This is a genomic window from Domibacillus enclensis (assembly GCF_900156125.1).
In the GTDB taxonomy this organism is placed as follows: Bacteria; Bacillota; Bacilli; order Bacillales; family Domibacillaceae; genus Domibacillus; species Domibacillus enclensis.
The window spans coordinates 20,387-36,677 of sequence record NZ_FTLX01000003.1 but is presented as its reverse complement, the minus strand read 5'-3'; the positions used below and the strand labels follow the sequence as shown (position 1 = coordinate 36,677).

At 45.6% G+C, this 16,291-nt stretch carries 20 protein-coding genes; 8 read left to right on the top strand and 12 right to left on the bottom strand.

Annotation, left to right across the window (positions count from 1 at the left end; all coding sequences use genetic code 11):
* Nucleotides 1-89: 89 nt before the first annotated feature.
* The 5 genes from BW952_RS06910 to BW952_RS19360 form a co-directional block, all read right to left on the bottom strand.
* On the bottom strand, nt 90-689 hold the full coding sequence (locus tag BW952_RS06910) for a response regulator transcription factor (protein WP_045851626.1): 600 nt from the start codon (nt 687-689) through the stop codon (nt 90-92).
* A complete protein-coding gene (locus BW952_RS06905) occupies nt 686-1,819 on the bottom strand; it encodes a sensor histidine kinase (RefSeq protein WP_045851627.1) in 1,134 nt (377 codons plus the stop codon). Before BW952_RS06905 ends, BW952_RS06910 begins: the two co-directional genes overlap by 4 nt.
* 67 nt (nt 1,820-1,886) lie before the next feature.
* On the bottom strand, nt 1,887-2,912 hold the full coding sequence (gene desA, locus BW952_RS06900; RefSeq protein WP_045851628.1) for a Delta(5) desaturase DesA: 1,026 nt from the start codon (nt 2,910-2,912) through the stop codon (nt 1,887-1,889).
* 124 nt (nt 2,913-3,036) lie between these two features.
* A complete protein-coding gene (locus tag BW952_RS06895) occupies nt 3,037-3,972 on the bottom strand; it encodes a TRM11 family SAM-dependent methyltransferase (RefSeq protein ID WP_045851629.1) in 936 nt (311 codons plus the stop codon).
* 13 nt (nt 3,973-3,985) lie between these two features.
* Entirely contained in the window at nt 3,986-4,162 is a 177-nt protein-coding gene (locus BW952_RS19360) for a hypothetical protein (protein ID WP_169714089.1), read from the bottom strand.
* 118 nt (nt 4,163-4,280) lie between these two features.
* Here BW952_RS19360 and BW952_RS06885 point away from each other — a divergent pair, with 118 nt between their 5' ends.
* The 4 genes from BW952_RS06885 to BW952_RS06870 all read left to right on the top strand — a co-directional run bounded on the left by BW952_RS06885 (nt 4,281) and on the right by BW952_RS06870 (nt 9,176).
* Entirely contained in the window at nt 4,281-5,162 is an 882-nt protein-coding gene (locus BW952_RS06885) for an exonuclease domain-containing protein (RefSeq protein ID WP_052698494.1), read from the top strand.
* A 74-nt stretch (nt 5,163-5,236) separates the two neighbouring features.
* Nucleotides 5,237-6,037 carry an alpha/beta fold hydrolase gene (locus BW952_RS06880; protein WP_045851631.1) on the top strand — a complete coding sequence of 267 codons (801 nt, stop codon included), beginning with the start codon at nt 5,237-5,239 and terminating at the stop codon, nt 6,035-6,037.
* Between the two features lie 15 nt (nt 6,038-6,052).
* Nucleotides 6,053-7,006, top strand: coding sequence for a sensor domain-containing diguanylate cyclase (locus BW952_RS06875; RefSeq protein ID WP_045851632.1), 954 nt, complete (start codon nt 6,053-6,055; stop codon nt 7,004-7,006).
* 196 nt (nt 7,007-7,202) lie between these two features.
* Nucleotides 7,203-9,176, top strand: a complete 1,974-nt coding sequence (locus BW952_RS06870) for a sensor domain-containing protein (protein ID WP_045851633.1) — start codon at nt 7,203-7,205, stop codon at nt 9,174-9,176.
* A 48-nt stretch (nt 9,177-9,224) separates the two neighbouring features.
* Here BW952_RS06870 and BW952_RS06865 read toward each other — a convergent pair whose 3' ends face one another.
* Nucleotides 9,225-9,560: a YflT domain-containing protein gene (locus BW952_RS06865; protein WP_045851634.1), complete on the bottom strand. Its 336-nt coding sequence runs from the start codon at nt 9,558-9,560 to the stop codon at nt 9,225-9,227.
* Nucleotides 9,561-9,828: 268 nt separating this feature from the next.
* Here BW952_RS06865 and BW952_RS06860 point away from each other — a divergent pair, with 268 nt between their 5' ends.
* The gene (locus BW952_RS06860) at nt 9,829-10,545 is read left to right on the top strand and encodes a gamma-glutamyl-gamma-aminobutyrate hydrolase family protein (protein ID WP_052698497.1); all 717 of its coding nucleotides are present in this window, start codon (nt 9,829-9,831) and stop codon (nt 10,543-10,545) included.
* 55 nt (nt 10,546-10,600) lie between these two features.
* Here BW952_RS06860 and BW952_RS06855 read toward each other — a convergent pair whose 3' ends face one another.
* Nucleotides 10,601-11,044 carry a HEAT repeat domain-containing protein gene (locus BW952_RS06855; protein ID WP_045851636.1) on the bottom strand — a complete coding sequence of 148 codons (444 nt, stop codon included), beginning with the start codon at nt 11,042-11,044 and terminating at the stop codon, nt 10,601-10,603.
* Nucleotides 11,045-11,268: 224 nt separating this feature from the next.
* Here BW952_RS06855 and sspK point away from each other — a divergent pair, with 224 nt between their 5' ends.
* The 3 genes from sspK to BW952_RS06840 are packed head-to-tail and all read left to right on the top strand — an operon-like array spanning nt 11,269 to nt 11,817.
* Complete coding sequence (sspK, locus tag BW952_RS06850) at nt 11,269-11,424, top strand: small, acid-soluble spore protein K (RefSeq protein WP_045851637.1); 156 nt, start codon at nt 11,269-11,271, stop codon at nt 11,422-11,424.
* Between the two features lie 17 nt (nt 11,425-11,441).
* Nucleotides 11,442-11,624: a hypothetical protein gene (locus BW952_RS06845; RefSeq protein ID WP_045851638.1), complete on the top strand. Its 183-nt coding sequence runs from the start codon at nt 11,442-11,444 to the stop codon at nt 11,622-11,624.
* Between the two features lie 4 nt (nt 11,625-11,628).
* A complete protein-coding gene (locus BW952_RS06840) occupies nt 11,629-11,817 on the top strand; it encodes an H-type small acid-soluble spore protein (protein WP_045851639.1) in 189 nt (62 codons plus the stop codon).
* 53 nt (nt 11,818-11,870) lie between these two features.
* Here BW952_RS06840 and BW952_RS06835 read toward each other — a convergent pair whose 3' ends face one another.
* From BW952_RS06835 to BW952_RS06815, 5 genes are all read right to left on the bottom strand, one after another.
* Nucleotides 11,871-13,439, bottom strand: coding sequence for a Vga family ABC-F type ribosomal protection protein (locus BW952_RS06835; RefSeq protein WP_045851640.1), 1,569 nt, complete (start codon nt 13,437-13,439; stop codon nt 11,871-11,873).
* Nucleotides 13,440-13,717: 278 nt separating this feature from the next.
* A complete protein-coding gene (gene trhO / locus BW952_RS06830) occupies nt 13,718-14,662 on the bottom strand; it encodes an oxygen-dependent tRNA uridine(34) hydroxylase TrhO (protein WP_082084648.1) in 945 nt (314 codons plus the stop codon).
* Nucleotides 14,663-14,832: 170 nt separating this feature from the next.
* Nucleotides 14,833-15,132: a putative quinol monooxygenase gene (locus BW952_RS06825; RefSeq protein WP_045851641.1), complete on the bottom strand. Its 300-nt coding sequence runs from the start codon at nt 15,130-15,132 to the stop codon at nt 14,833-14,835.
* Nucleotides 15,133-15,152: 20 nt separating this feature from the next.
* Entirely contained in the window at nt 15,153-15,788 is a 636-nt protein-coding gene (locus BW952_RS06820; protein WP_045851642.1) for a nitroreductase family protein, read from the bottom strand.
* Nucleotides 15,789-15,826: 38 nt separating this feature from the next.
* Complete coding sequence (locus BW952_RS06815) at nt 15,827-16,264, bottom strand: MarR family winged helix-turn-helix transcriptional regulator (protein ID WP_045851643.1); 438 nt, start codon at nt 16,262-16,264, stop codon at nt 15,827-15,829.
* Between the last annotated feature and the right edge of the window lie 27 nt (nt 16,265-16,291).

The window sequence follows — 16,291 nt, the reverse complement described above, 5'->3', positions numbered from 1 at the left end:
GTCTCCTCCCTTCCTCTTTACACCCGCCTTTCTATCCTATGAGCACCGAACAGCAATCATTTCTTTTTTTCCATATAAAAAAGGCCGGGTTATTTAAACCAGCCTTTTTCTTTCGATTGCGCAATAGCCTCAATTCGGTTTTTCACTTCTAATTTATCAAAAATAGTTGAAATATAATTGCGGACCGTTCCGTTTTTCAGCTCAAGCTCCTTCGCGATTTCCCCCGTGCTTTTTCCTTCTGCCACAAGCGCAAGGACGTCTTTTTCCCGCTCCGTCAGCGGATTTTCCTCGCTGTAAAAGTCATCCATTAATTCCGGAGCATATACTTTGCGTCCATTCATAATGTTCCGAATGGAGCTTGCGAGCTCTTCACTGGAGCTGTCCTTCAGTAAATAGCCGCTAACCTTTGCTTTTAGCGCCCGCTGAAAATAGCCGGTTCTCGCAAATGTCGTTAAGATAATGACCTTGCACGCATCGGCTTTCAGCTCTTCAGCTGCTTCAAGCCCTGTTTTAATCGGCATTTCGATGTCCATAATGCATATATCCGGCTGCAGCTCGCGCACAATCGAAACGGCTTCTTCGCCGTTTGCCGCCTGGCCGACAACTTCCATATCGTCTTCAAGGCTTAGTAGTGACCCAAGAGCGCCGAGCAGCATTCGCTGGTCTTCTGCAATGACAATTCGAATCATTCCATTCCCTCTCTTTCATGCTGTGATACGTTCGTCGGCACCTTCATGACGAGCGTCGTTCCATTTTCAGATCGAACCTCCAGGCTGCCATTCACGAATTCAAGTCGTTCCCGCATCCCCGGCAGACCGCTGCCCTTTCCGACGTCATAGCGGTTCAGCCCAACGCCATCATCCTTGATCGTCATCAGAATGGCATCCTCAAGCTGTTCAATTTGAATGTGGCACGAAAACGCCTGGCTGTGCTTCACGATATTCGTTACTGCTTCTTTCATACACATGCTCAGCACATTTTCCGCGAACAAGGATGTGTTTTCCAGCTGAAAAGAGGGTGCCCCTGTATATTCAATTTGAGCAGCCTTCAGCATTTGCTGAACCAGCACAATCTCATCATTCACGCGAATGCTCCGCATGGAGGAAACCAGATTCCGCACTTCGTTTAATGCGCTTCGTGCGGTTTGCTGAACGTCAATCAGTTCCATTTTCGCACGCTCCGGGTCTTTTTCAATCAATTTCCGGGCAAGATCGCTTTTCAATCCAATCAGCGACAGCCTTTGTCCGAGCGTATCGTGCAGATCACGGGCAATCCGCTGGCGCTCCTCCTGCTTGACCAGATCCGAGATGCGGTTGTTCGCCATTTGCAGCTGAGTTTCAAGCTTTTCCTGCTTTTTGCGATTATACAGTGTGAACGGCAGGAGAATAATGCTAATAAACACAATAATAATAATCGGGAGCTGCTGGATAAACAGCGGGTCCTGCACAACCAGGTTGTAATTAATAGAAGCAATGGTGCTGATTAAATGAACGACATAAGCTGTCACAAAAGCGGCCCGGTTACGAATACTGCCGTTATAATAAGCAATATAAAATGAAAAATAAATAAATTGAAATAAGATCGTCATCGTAACCGAAATCGCAACCAGTATACACACCCACACATAGACCGGCCACTTTGATGAAAGAAACGCAAAACGAAAGCTGATAAAAAACAGCACCGTCAATGAAATGCCGACAACAATTTCAATCGTAGAGGAAGATTGAAAAATAAAATAAAAGGGCAAAAAGCTTAAAATACTCCAAATGTAAGGAGACAGCCCTGAACTTCTTTGCAATGCAGCCAACCTTTTTTTCATAAAAACACCTTTTTTGTCCTTATTTTAACATAAAAAAGCTGCCCTCACATAAGGACAGCTTTTTTGGTTACTGAACGGCGCGCTGCTTCTCGAAGGCGCCGTATGTTTTTTTCGCGTCTTTAAACGTGACGAACTTATCCTGTGCTTCATCCCAAAGACGGAATTTCACTGACTGGATACTCGTCCAAAGCGTAATGGTTGGAACATTTTGAAGCGGCTCCGAATTCGAATGCGCAGCTTCGAGCTGGTAATTCGGTACACGCGGGCTTAAGTGATGAACGTGGTGGAAGCCGATGTTGCCCGTCATCCATTGAAGGAGCTTCGGCAGCTTGTAGAAAGAGCTTCCTTCTACGGCCGCTTTCACATAGCTCCAGTTTTCATCTTCTTCAAAGTAAGAATCCTCAAATGTATGCTGGACATAAAACAGCCATACACCCATAGCACCCGCGATCCAGAACATCGGTCCATGCACAAGAAGAAATGCTTCAAAGCCAACGAGCCAGCTCATCAATAACACGCCGCCAAGCAAAAGAAAATTTGTCAAATACGTATTCATGCGTTCTTTTTTGCGGGCGCCTTTTACGTTAAAACGGTTGGTGATTAAAAACACCCAGATCGGTCCGATCACAAACATAACGAACGGGCTGCGATATAAACGGTAAGCGATGCGCGTTTTCATCGGTGCTGCATAGTATTCCTTTACCGTCATCATCCACATATCACCGGTTCCGCGCTTGTCTAGATTGGAGCTTGTTGCGTGATGCACATTATGGCTGTGCTGCCACTGATCATAAGGAAAAAGCGTGAGAACACCTGTCAATGTTCCAACGATACGGTTCAGCTTCCGGTTTTTAAAAAAGGAGTGGTGGCAGCAGTCGTGAAAAATAATGAAAATCCGGGTAATAAAGCCGGCGCCGACAACAGCCAGTCCGAGTGTCAGCAGATAAGAAATTTCCAGGCTTTGATAAGCCAGGTACCAGACGAGCATAAACGGCCCAACGGTATTAATTAATTGAAAGATGCTTTTTTGCGTATCTGATTTTTCATAAGGAGCTACTTGTTTTCGTAAGATCTTCGTGTTTTCTTTACTCATAAACGTCCCTCCGCTCAATTTCTATTCTAAGTATAGCGGAGGAAAAACAGCTTGTGCAGTAGCACCCGTCATGTGACTTTTATGACAAGTGTCATATTCAGGTCATGATAACAGACCAGGAAGGTCATGTACAAAGCAAAATCCGTCTCGAAAACGTGCCTTTTTTAGCGATCGCCTCATCTTGAATGACAAAGCCTGCCTGTTGAATCATTTCTTCAATCGGGTCAATGGAAACGACCACTAATCGATCCGCAATCCGCCGGGCATTCGTTAGGATGGACTGCAGTTCCTCCGGGGAAGCGTGCGTATACAGGTTATAGGGCATATCGATAATCGCCGCATCATATTGCCCGGACGCTTCTTCAATCCCTCCAAGCGTCACATTTCCTTTTAGTCCAAAGTAAGCCAAATTTTCACGTGATCCGTCGACAACGATTGGATTAATATCGCGCCCTTCGATCTCTATTCCCATCGACAGCGCTTCGACCAGCACTGTGCCGATGCCGCAGCACGGATCAATCGCCCGGAATCCTTCGATCTTCGGCACCGCAATATTCGCGATAACCCGTGCGTCCCGGGCACTGAGCGCCGTTGAATATTCCCGCGGCTTTTTCACATGCTTTTCCCACACGCGCTGATTTTTCTCATAATGCCCCAAATACCAGCGCCCGCCAAATGCCACAACCCCAAATAAACGATCAGGCGCTTTTAAATCAGCTTCCCCGACTATTTCCCATCCTATCGCCCGTTCCATCTCCATCCGGCCCGCATAATCGACTTTATCCTCTGGCGATAGATCGTTTATTTTCACAAAAATCACTTTAAAGGTTTGATCACCGAGGTCGATCTCGCCCGCTTTTCGGATAAGGTCCTCTGCGGTATCGGCATGAAGGATAACGGAGATTTTTTCTCTCATAAATGGACTTCGGTTCAGCTCCAGGTCCACGTCTGTTTTAACAATCGGCCCTTTCGCTTGTTTTCCAAAAAAAGCACGCAGCTCCATTCCGGCAAGCTCCCGGTCTTCTGCGCTGTAATTCGCTGTATAAATATATTCGTTCACGCTAAGCCTCTTTTCATTTTTTCTTTAAAATCGCAAACGTGCGCACCATTGTACCGGTGAACATGACCAGCGCCCCGCCAATAAGCAGGACAAGAAATGTTTCCTTTGTAATAACATCAAACGGATAAAGTAGCCCGCAAATAATGGAAATAAAGCCAATGGACGTAAGAGCCCAGCCGAGTCGAATCATATAAAACACCTGCCTGATCTTCTTTTTCATCAGTGTACCATACATGGGCCTCTGTTGTTTTTACCGTTTAAAAACAGTACACTTATTCTATTCTAATCCATGCGAAGGAATGATCCATTTGAAAAACTTCACTGCGCTTGACTTTGAAACAGCTAATGCCAGCCGCAGCAGTGTTTGTTCCATTGGCCTTGCGAAAGTCATTGATGGAAAGATTGACCGAACCTACTATTCGCTTGTCAATCCGCATGAGCGGTTTGATGCGCGGAACATCGCCGTTCATGGCATCCGCCCGGAGGATGTGCGAGATGCACCATCCTTTTCTCATATATTTGACGAAGTGCTCGCATTTATCGGTGATGACCCGATCGTTGCCCACTTTGCTCAATTTGATATTAACGTCCTGCGCGGTACAGCGCAAAAACACCAGCTGCAGCTGCCGAACAACCCTTATTTTTGCTCGTGTATGCTGGCCAAATCCGTTTTAACGCTTCCGTCAAATAAATTAAATGTAGTCGCTGGCCACTTTAACTTTACCTTTAACCACCACAATGCGCTAGAAGACGCCGTCGCGTGTGCCGTCATTGTGAATCATATGATGAAACACCATTCGTCGCTCGACCAGTTCTTAAAAGAAGCAAATTACGCATTCGGTTATATACACGGCGATTCATTTAAGAAAATACGCCCGCTTCCGAGACGAAAGCAAAAACAGAAGCAAGTGAGCGATCATCCTTTTTTCCAAAAGTCTATCGCCTTCACTGGCACACTGACGTCCATGAAGCGAAAAGAAGCAGCGGATCTCGTCACAGGCCTCGGTGGGAATGTCCACCTTTCTGTAAAAAAAGACACTGATTATTTAATCGTCGGGGACACAGACGCGGAAAAATACCGGAACGGCCATGTATCCGCTCAAATTCAAAAAGCGAAAAACTGGCAGGAAAAAGGAGCACCGGTTAAGCTGGTCTCCGAAAAAAAGTTTTTCGACACCATTCATAAATAATAAAGCAAGACGCTTATCTTTATGAAAATATGGTAAAATGGCAAAAAATAAGCATGAAAAAAGAGGATCAAATGATGGAAACGGATATCATAAAACGAAACAATGTCCGCGTTTTTGGAAGCGGCGAGCAAACCTTGCTATTTGCCCACGGCTTCGGCTTCGATCAGCGGACCTGGGAAAGAATCACCCCTGCATTCCAGGAGAACTTTACCGTTGTCCTTTTTGATTACACAGGCTTTGGCGGATCAGATAAGTCAGCGTACACGCCTGATCGTTATCAGTCACTTGATGGCTATGCGGAAGACATTACCGACATATGTGATTCCCTTCAGCTTCAGCGGGTGACCTTCATTGGACACTCCGTCAGCAGCATGATTGGGGCTCTCGCTTCTATAAGAAAGCCCGACCTGATTGACCGATTGATCATGATCGGTCCTTCCCCATGCTATTTAAACGACGAAGACTACAATGGAGGATTTGAACGCCAGGATGTGGAGGCGCTGCTGGACATGATGGAGAAGAACTTCAAGGAATGGGCACGCTATCTCGCCCCTATTTCTATGAAAAATGAAGACCGTCCACAGCTGACGACAGCCTTTGAGGAAACGCTTACGGCCAATGACCCGAAAATAGTCCGTCAATTTGCAGAAGTAACGTTTTTTTCAGACATGCGGAAGGAGCTTGCGAACATCGTTGTCCCTACCTTAATTTTACAAACTCGTTCGGACACGATTGCACCTGTACATGTCGGATCGTTCGTGCATGAGTCTATACCGAACAGCCAGTTTATTTTAATGGAGGCAACCGGTCATAATCCGCAGATCAGCCACCCTGAGGAATTAATTGATCGCATTCAAACGTATTTAGCGAACTAGGGCAGGAGCGTACTTATGGACAAACAATTAAACATGGCACCATGCGGGTACTTCGTTATGAAGCCGGACGGCTATATCATTGAAGTAAACCAAACCTTCTGTTATATGCTTGGGGCAAGCAGGAGCCAGGAATTAACCGGCCGGCATATTCATTCGATACTGACTGTCGCTTCTAAGCTGTATTACCAGACGTTTTTCACACCCATTATGGCATCCTACAAGCATGTGAACGAAATGTATTTAACGTTTAAGCTTCAGAACGGTGACATACCGGTCCTCCTGAACGCAGTTGAACGCGAAGGCCGCTTTGAATGTGTTATTGTTCATATGACACTCCGGCATGAGTATGAAAATGATCTTCTCCAGGCACGCCGAAATGCAGAACGGATGCTTCAAGAAACGAGTCAGGCCTATGAGAATCTGCAGCATCTGTTAAGCGAATATGAGGAAAAAAAGCAGGAGATGCTCGTGCTGAATGCAGCGCTTCAAGAGATGACCGTAACGGACCCCTTGACCGGTCTTAAAAATCGCCGGTACTTTCAGGAGCAGCTGACGCGGTATGTAAATCAATCCAAAAAGGACGGCACGCCTTTTTCTATCCTGCTCATTGATATTGATCATTTTAAGAAAGTAAATGATACATTTGGCCACCCGGTCGGGGATGCCGTCCTGCAGGAGCTCGCCGGGAAATTGCAAAGTGAAACGCGCGAAGAAGATGTAACAGCCAGAATGGGCGGTGAAGAGTTTACTATTCTGCTGTCTCAAATGGGAGCCGAGCAGGCACAGACAGCGGCTGAACACATCCGGTTCAATATAGAGAATGGAAAATGGTTCCACACACCTATTACGGTCAGCATCGGCGTTGCGTCTTTTCGGCAAAGTGACACGATCAGTTCTCTTATGTCCCGCTCGGACGAGGCATTGTATCAAGCAAAAAAAGAAGGACGAAATCGAATAGCCTTAAAATAAGACAGGCAGCAGCTGCTTGTCTTATTTTTATATCATCACTGATAAAGTCCTACTTCATTGATAAAAAAAGGTGTCAAAATAATCATAAATGAATTATGATTATTGAATACTATATAGACGAAAGAATATCTTTCGAAAAAAAAAAGCGTATCTTGCTTTAGCTAAAATCGAAACTTACTTTTAAAGAGGTGGCAGCGTGTTTTATCAGGGAATTATTGACGCCATTCCTGCCGAAACCGCACTGATGGACCGGAATGGCACCATCTTTGCTGTGAATACTATTTGGCGTGAAAAAGCAGCCACTGGCTGTAATTCCACCCTTTATATGGAATGCGGCATGAATTACATTGAACTACTGAAAATGATGAACCGCACAGATGATCTTTACCATGTTCACGAAGTGCTGAATGGACTGAAAGAAAGCTACCAATATACGTATGTCAGCCATGACATGCCAGCAAAACCATTTATTTTTTCTGTTAAGCCAATCATCGAACACGGATTGATACAGGGTGCCATTCTAGCACATGAAGAATGCGACCGTATCCAAGCAGCTCTTCCTGAAAAAAAACCGGCTCCTTCCATGCCTTTTTTTCTGTTACATGACAACTGGACCTTTTCCTATGTAAATTCCGAGGCAGAAATTCTGCTGCAATACCCGGGGCATTTTCTAGCCGGGAAAAATATAACAGATTTCTTTCCTCACTTTTTCGAGGAAGCCAGCAGCAGCCATTACGAGCAGGCGATGACAGAAAAAAAGCCGGTCACCTTGTACGATTATGTCTCGAATACCGGTAATTCCTATCATATTTGTTTGTTTCCGTATTACAAAGGCGGCCTGGCTGTTTTTTTTCAGCCGACTGGCACAGAACGTCAAATCGGCGAGCGGGTCGAACGATTTGCTTTTTTCGACCATTTAACAGGCATCGGCAATCGTCGGATGATTTCTGTACAGCTGCTTGAACGTGAACAAACAAAGCAGCCCTTTACCTTGTTTTGCTTGAATATTGACCAGTTCAAGCATTTTAATGAAGTGTATGGCTATGAGCGCGGTGATGAAGCGCTTGTATATTTAGCAAAGAAACTGGATGAAGCCGTTGCGGACAGTTATGATCTTGCCCGTATCGGGGCTGATGAATTCGCTTTATTTATTCCGGAAGCACTGTCTGCGCCTGAAATCATTCGAATGGCTCACGATTTGTTAAAAACAGCATCCGGGCCGATTCCACTCAAGGACCTGCCTGCGGTTGCCTTGAAGGTAAACATCGGTGTTGTTTCTTCGGCGGACCAGACAGTCACTGCTGCTTCTGCATTAGACCAGGCAAATATGGCGGTCAAAAAAGCCAAATTAAGCCCTTTTTCTTCCTTTGAGCTTTTTAAAAAAGATATTCAGGATGAGTTAATTCGTCTGCGTCAGATTGAGCATGATTTGCGCCACATTGAAGTTGGCACGGATTTTTTCCTCGTTTTTCAGCCTCAGGTGGATGCGTCGACGGAAGAAATCATCGGCTTTGAATGCTTGTCCAGGTGGAACCATCCGGTATACGGCTTTATCTCCCCTGCTGAATTTATTCATATTGCGGAAGAAAAGCTGTTTATTTATTCCTTAACGGAAAAGATCATCGACTATGTATTCAACGTTTTAAAAAGATGGAAAACAGCTTATGCCTTTTCCGGTATTATTTCCATTAATTTATCTTCCTTTTTACTTGAGCATGAACGGTTTATCGATTTTGTGCAGGCTAAGCTCAAAGAATATGCGATTGATCCTGCCCAAATTGAGTTTGAAATTACCGAAAGTGTTCAGCTTTTTTCATCTGATAACGTCAACAGCCACCTGCGAAAGCTGCGTGATGCAGGAATTCGCATATCGATTGACGATTTTGGCACGGGGTACGCAGCCCTTTCTTATTTAAGCAACTTTCCGGTGGATAAGCTGAAGATCGACAAGCACTTTGTTGACCAAATTGAGCTCGATGATAATGGAGAAGCGGTGCTGGAGACGATTATTTTAATGGCGGAAAAATTAAACCTGCAATATATTGCGGAAGGTGTGGAAACAGCCGAGCAGCTCGCATTTTTAACGAAGCATGGATGCTCTCATATTCAAGGCTACTACTTTTACAAACCGCTGCTTGAAAAAGACTGCCAGTTTCTTTTAAATGCATAAGAAAAAGGCGAACCGGGCTGCAGTCCGGTTCGCCTTTTTAGCTTCGTCTTATAAAATAACTTGATCGTTGTTTGAGATGAGCAAGATTTTCCCCTGGTCGAGCCGTTCTTCATAGCGGTCTGCCTCTGCGGCGGACAGTCCCACTTCCTGCATTTTGGCGCGCAGTGTGTCCCCTTTGCTCCGGAACATGTTTTTAAAAGCCGTTCCGACGCCTGTATCATCCACACCGATTTTTTCCGCTTTTGAGTGGTCTGCGACATCGTCCGTTACGTCTTTTTCGTGCGCAAGGACATACACATCATCGTTTGCTACTCCTTTAGAATAAAGCGTGTTAGCGGCCTGTACCGCTTCTTCGACTGTTGAATATTCTTTTACAAGTGTCATAATAATGTTTCTCTCCTTTTTGCGTTGCTTATTTCGTTTCACCTTCCTTAGTAGTTTTCACTCTTCACCATCGATTAAAACAAAAAGAAGTCAATTTGAGACTTTTGACCCGAACCGTAAACGCAGAATTGCGCCTGTCCACCTTCTGCTAATCCGCTTTCTTCTCACAGAAAAAGCAGCTTGCGAATACGATAATATTAGAGTATTTCCCTCTTTTACTAAAGATATTGCTCTTGAAGGCTCTGCGCATAAGCAAAGGAGGTGTATGGTGAAAAAAGCCCCTGTCATTGGCATTACGAGTGCGTTTATCCATAAGACGTTAAATACAGAAGGCGTATATGTTCATCACGATTATCACCGGGCTGTCCTTTCAAGCGGAGGCATACCGGTCCTTCTGCCGCCCGTTCCACTGCATGTGATTCCGTCCTACCTCAAGCTGTGCGACGGCTTTATTTTAAGCGGCGGTGAAGACGTTGATCCTGCTCATTACGGTCAGCCTCCACATGAAAAGCTGGGATTTGTTTTTCAGGAACGAGATGAATTTGAATTAAACCTGACAACGGCTCTTTTAAGAAAGCCGAAGCCGGTTCTGGCCATTTGCCGCGGCCTTCAGCTATTGAATATTTCGCTTGGCGGGACACTCTGGCAAGACTTGCCGAGCCAGCGGAGCAGCCCGATTTTACACGACCAAAAAAGCCATCGCTCCGTTCCGGTCCACCACGTAACTCTTTCACCTCAATCCAGGCTGGCGGCTATATTGAAAAGCCCGAGCGTCAACGTAAACAGCTTGCATCATCAAGGAATAGACCGGCTGGGCAAAGGACTTGTCGATGTGGGTCACAGTTCGGATGGATTAATTGAAGCAGTGGAGATGGAGGGAAAGGATTTTATAATCGGCGTGCAGTGGCATCCCGAATCAATGGTGCCAGAAAGCAATGAGATGAACAGACTTTTCTCTCATCTTGTTTATTCCGCTTGCCGCTAAAAAGCGCACCCCGATTGATTCATCGAGGTGCGCTTAAAAGAGAATGGATGAAGAATTATTTTCCAGGAAGGTCTTCCCATGTGCTTTTCAGCCACTGATCAAATTCAGCGCCTTTTTCCCCTTCATACGTGTCGTACACATCAAGTCTCATCTTTTTCAGCTTTTCTTCAAACTGTTCAAATGTATGGTCCTGCGGCAGACTTTTTTTAATGCGAAGCAATATTTTTGAAACGCCTTTGATCGCGTCACTTTTTTTCTGTTTCGGCTCGGAGACATCTTCTCCCCATTTTTTCAGTTCACGGTAAGCCGCAACTTGAACCTTATAAACCGTATCAGCTGCCATTATTCTCTTAAGCAGCTTAATTGTCTGGTCGTTTTTCCACTGGCCCAGCTCTTCAACCGCATCCATGCGCCCGCGCCAATTAGACGTCCGGTCCGCTTCTTTTTTTAATTCTTTAAAATTCGGGGGCATCTCGCTTTTTACTTCTTTGTTAGTCAACCAATTCAAACTCCTTCGTTGCCAAATTCACTTTGACAAAATAATGTTCAATTGCCATTATACCACGTCTTGAGTGACAAATTGACTTTATTCAGAGTGTTCCCTGCTTTCTTTTTCACCATGCACCCATCCTTTCCACTTTAAGCCCTTCTCATAATTTTGCTGTTTTGTCCCATACTATGAAGGCGGAAACGCACATTTCAGCTGCAGCAGGAGGAGAAAACATGAGGAACAAGGCAAAGAATTTCTCTGTTTCATCCATGAAGGGCGAAGCAGGAAAAGCGCGGGCTAAAGCCGAATTCGCCTCTAAACGGGCGGACGGCACCATTAACACTCATCCACAGGAACGAATGAAAGCATCAGCAGAACGGACCGAGTAAAGGAGGCAGCGTGAAAAATGGGCAAAGACGAGCATAAAACAGGAAGCCGCGGTGCCAGCGGTCTTTCTCAAACCCCGAAGCAGTTGAAAATACCAGCAGATTCTGTTAATGAAGAATATGCCAGGGAATTGGCTGAGCTGAGTCAGTTAAGAAAAAAAAGATCCGATAAACAGAACGATCATCACTTTCCCTGGAGGTAACTGAATGGACGTACAGCGTGCAAAACAAATCGTCTCCACCCCGTCTTCAGACGTGGAGGTTCAATTTAATGGCGTGTCTGTGTGGATCGATCGTGTCCACGAAGACGGAAAGCTGGCCACTGTTCATTTGCGCGGGCCCGGCGAAGAACGGACAGAAGTTGGCATTGAAGACTTAGTGGAAGTGACCCATTAACGACTGACTGCCCATTATCCCATTCTCACCCGCTTAACAGACTGCTGGAAAGATCACTCTCTTTCCAGCAGTTTTTTCTTTTCAGCCAGCAGCCGCTGAAATTCATGGTCCAGTTCAGTTGATGGTTCAATGCTTAACCGGCTGACCACGTCAGCCAGTTTTGTTTCAATTAGGAGCAGCTTTTCCTCTTCGGCGACGTGGACCGTTCGTTTTTTTCGTTCCTGATATTCAAGCAATGTTCCTTCAAAAACGACCAATGTCTGGTCTTGAATCGCCAGCACTTTTGTGGCGATCTGTTCGGCAAAACGCCTATCATGCGACGTAAAGACAACCGTCCCTTCATACTCCTTCAAAAGGGACTCTAACGCTTCAACCGCATCAATGTCTAAAAAATTCGTCGGCTCATCCAGCACCAGCACATTCATGTCACTGACAAGAAGCTTCGCAAGGGCCGTTTTCACCCGTTCCCCGCCGCTTAATATGTTTACCTTTTTAAACACATCATCTCTTCTGAAGCCGAGCCTGGCCAGAACTGTGCGAATAACGGATTCATCCTGATGAGACGTTTCCTTTACATTATCAATGATCGTATGAGCTGAATTCATTATCGTCATATGCTGGCTGAAATACCCAATGGCCGCTGCTGGTGAAATGGTTATGCCGGCATCTCCATGCACGATTTTTTCAATGAGCGTTGTTTTTCCACTGCCATTTGGTCCAAGGATGACTGCCTTTTCTCCGCCCTTCACAAGGAAATCCGCCGCTTTCCACAGCACTCGATTTGCGGCTTTTCCTGCTGTTTGCTCGGCCCGTATCACAACCCTGTTTGTTAAGCTTTCCTGCTGCTGCATATTCATTCGTACCGGCGGCAGCTCTTTTTGCTTTTCAATCTTATTCAGCTTTTCCAACCTTGTTTCCAGCGATTTTGCCGTTGTTTGCAGCTTTTTTTGTTTTTTGGCGTAATACGGTTTTACATTCCGTGCTTCAGAAGAACCGGCTGATGCAGGCTTTTTCACTGCGCGCTCGGCTTTTTGCTGCTTTGCTTCAATCGCCCGCTCCAGCTGCTTTTTTGTTTTCTCGTACTTTTCGAATTCCAACTTCTGCTGACGCCGTTCGGTTTCCTTATGAGCAGCGTAAGCAGAGAAATTCCCTTTATATACGTTAATACACCCATCCTGTATTTCCCAAATCGTTGTGCAGACAGCGTCTAAAAACGCACGGTCATGAGACACAACGATAAACGCATTCGGCCATTGAAGCAGACTTTTTTCCAGCCATTCAATATGCTCTTTGTCCAGATGCGTTGTCGGTTCATCGGCCAGAAGAAGACTTGGCCCTTTAACCAGGGCTTCATTTACATACCGCTGTGTTATCTCTCCGCCGCTTTTTGCGGCGTCCACTTTTTTCAGCTGCGGCAGCAAGTCCACCGTGCCTTTTTGTTGGATGCTTCCTTGATCCGGCTTTAATGCCCCCGCTAAAATGTGCAGCAAGGTTGTTTTCCCACTGCCATTTTTACCGACTAAGCCGATTCGGTCTTTTTCTTTAACATGTAATTGGTCGACAGACAATAACGTTCGATCCTTTATCTCCATCCGTATTTGACGAGCTTCCAGTACATTCATTTTCTCATCCCCTTTCAGGGCACAAAAAGGCCCCTCATTCTTTTCAGAAAGAGAGGCATCGCAAAAAAGCAGGGATCTCCCCTGATCGAATTTGCTCTATCCTCTTCTGAAAAGATCGATTGAACGCATCACAAAAAAGTGTGATACTGCTTTTAAAAAAAGTTCAGTTCGATCGTCTTCAAAAACAGGATTAGAACTTCATTCGATTGGGTCACCCTTCCGTTTCTATCATTGGCACAACTGTAAATGAAAACGCACTTATTGTCAACAGGCTTTTCTTAGACGTTTTGAAGAAGTGCGTTCAATCGTTTCTGTACGTCTTCAGCCGTCAGCCCATTCTCTGACACATAGCGGTTGCGCGGATGAGTCCGGCAATGATCTGAGCAAGCACGCAAATACGCATGCTCGGTTTCTTCAGACATCAAAATCTTTTTATTGCATTCCGGGTTGCCGCAGCTGACATGGCGTTCACACGGTTCACCGGTAAACAGGTCCCGGCCGACAACGAGCGGGTTTACTTTATTGACCGGCACACGAAGACGGTCGTCGAATACAAAGCACTGGCCATCCCAGTTTTCACCCTGGACGTCCGGATCTTTTCCGTAAGAAACGATGCCTCCATGAAGCTGGCCGACATCGTCAAAGCCTTCCTGCTTTAAAAAGCCGGAAAATTTTTCACAGCGGATGCCGCCTGTGCAATACGTGAGAATTTTTTTGCCTTCAAGCTCGCTCCGGTGGTCTTGAATCCATTGCGGCAGCTCCCGGAACGTTTCCACTTCCGGCCGGATCGCTCCTTTAAAGTGGCCGAGCTCATGCTCGTATGTGTTGCGCGCATCCAGAATAACCGTATTATCTTCTTTCATCGCTTTTAGGAACGCTTTTGGCTCCAGGTAATCACCTGTTACTTCCAGCGGATTAATGTCGTCTTCGAGGCGAAGTGTCACGAGCTCTTTGCGCGGGCGGACCTTTAATTTAGCAAACGCGTGTCCTTCTGCTTCATCCACTTTAAACACCATATCTGTAAAGCGCTCATCCGCCTGTATATGATCTATATAGCGGTTCGTCTGTTCCACTGTGCCGGACACCGTCCCGTTGATTCCTTCATGAGCGATTAAAATACGCCCTTTTAACTCAAGCTCCTGGCATAGCTGCTTGTGATCAGCCGCAAACGCCTCGGGGTCCTCTATTGGCACATACTGATAATAAAGCAATACTCTGTACATCAATCTAATTCCTCCATTTATTTTTTCTTTTCGTATCATATCATGATTCACGAAAGTCAGGGGATTTTCTGCTTCAATCCATGAAATGAAGAGCTCGGGGGTTTGAGCAAAAGAAAAGCCGAACGACTTTGCGAAAAGCATCGCATTCGTTCGGCCCTTTTTGATCAGGATCATTCATTCGAGAGTTCATTTCCTTCAAAGCTTTTGATTGAAAGCGGCGCTGACAAGTATTGCGGCGCCTTGCTGACAAATGCTTGAAAGTGATCACTTGCATTATGGCTTCCGACCGCTTCTGCATCCTTCCAGACCTCCACCATCGTGTACGCGTGGTCATGTTCCGTATCTTTCATCAAATCATACGAAATGTTCCCGGATTCCGATCTTGATTCTTGAATAAGTGAACGGATTTCTGTTAAAAATGCTGCTTCCTGATCAGGTTTAATTTGAAAACCGGCATGTATAATAATCATAGTTCATTCTCCTTTATTTTTTATTTCCAATCCGTGATTTCATCAATTGGCAGGCGGACGGACGCGTATCCTTTATTGGCTGCTTTCCCGATCGAGATCAGCATAACAGGGTAATAACGCTCTTTATCCATACCGAATGCATCAGCCACTTGCGCTTTTTCATACCCGCCGATTGGATTCGTGTCATATCCATGCGCCCGGGCCACCAGCATCAGCTGCATGGAAACAAGACCGGCATCAATCAGGTTCATTTCCTTTAGCTGATCATGTGTCATCGCGTCAAAATAGCCTTTAATTGCCGGTACCTGCTGATTTTTCACGTCTTCTGGCATAAAGCCTTTTTCAACGGCTGTTTCATAAATTCGTTCCAGGTATTCATCGCTTTTCATGTCCACAAAAACGGCAATTACGGCAGATGACGATTCCACTTGTGACTGGTTAAATCGGGCAAGAGGTGCAAGCGTTTCTTTTCCTTCCGGTGTGTCAATGACCAGGAAGCGCCACGGCTGAAGGTTTACAGAAGAAGGCGCAAGAGAAGCCTCGGTTAACATCTCCTTCATTTCCTCCCGGCTGATTTTCACTGTCGGATCATAATACCGGATTGACCGGCGCCCTGTAATAATTTCTTGAAAGTCGTTTAGTTTTGTTTTATTCATACATCATTCTCCTTTTCCGTACGTATCTATTCTGCTCGTTATTTTATGTTTTCAACATTCTGTTGAACCCGTGCAAGTACGTTCATCAGCTGCGAGCGTTCTTCTGATGACACTCCCTCTAGCACGGTTGTAATGAACCGCTGCTTTTCTTCGCAGTAGGCCACAATCCGGTTTCGTCCTTCTTCTGTAAGCCGCACAAACGTGACCCGGTTGTCCTCAGGGTTTTTGCGCCGTGTCACCGTTCCATTTTCCTCAAGCTGCTTTAAATGTCTTGTCACAGCGGCATTGTCGATGTTCACCTTTTTTTGAAGGGCGCCCTGGCTCATTTCATCCGCTTCATAAAGCACATGCAGCAGCTCAAGGCGTGACTGGCTAATGCCGGCACATCGTTCAAACTTCGTCACAATTCTTTTATTAATTTCATGCAATTGAAAAACGATCTTTTCATCCTGACTGCCTAATCCGGACAAATCCATACCTCCTGCCTGCCAATCACATTTAAT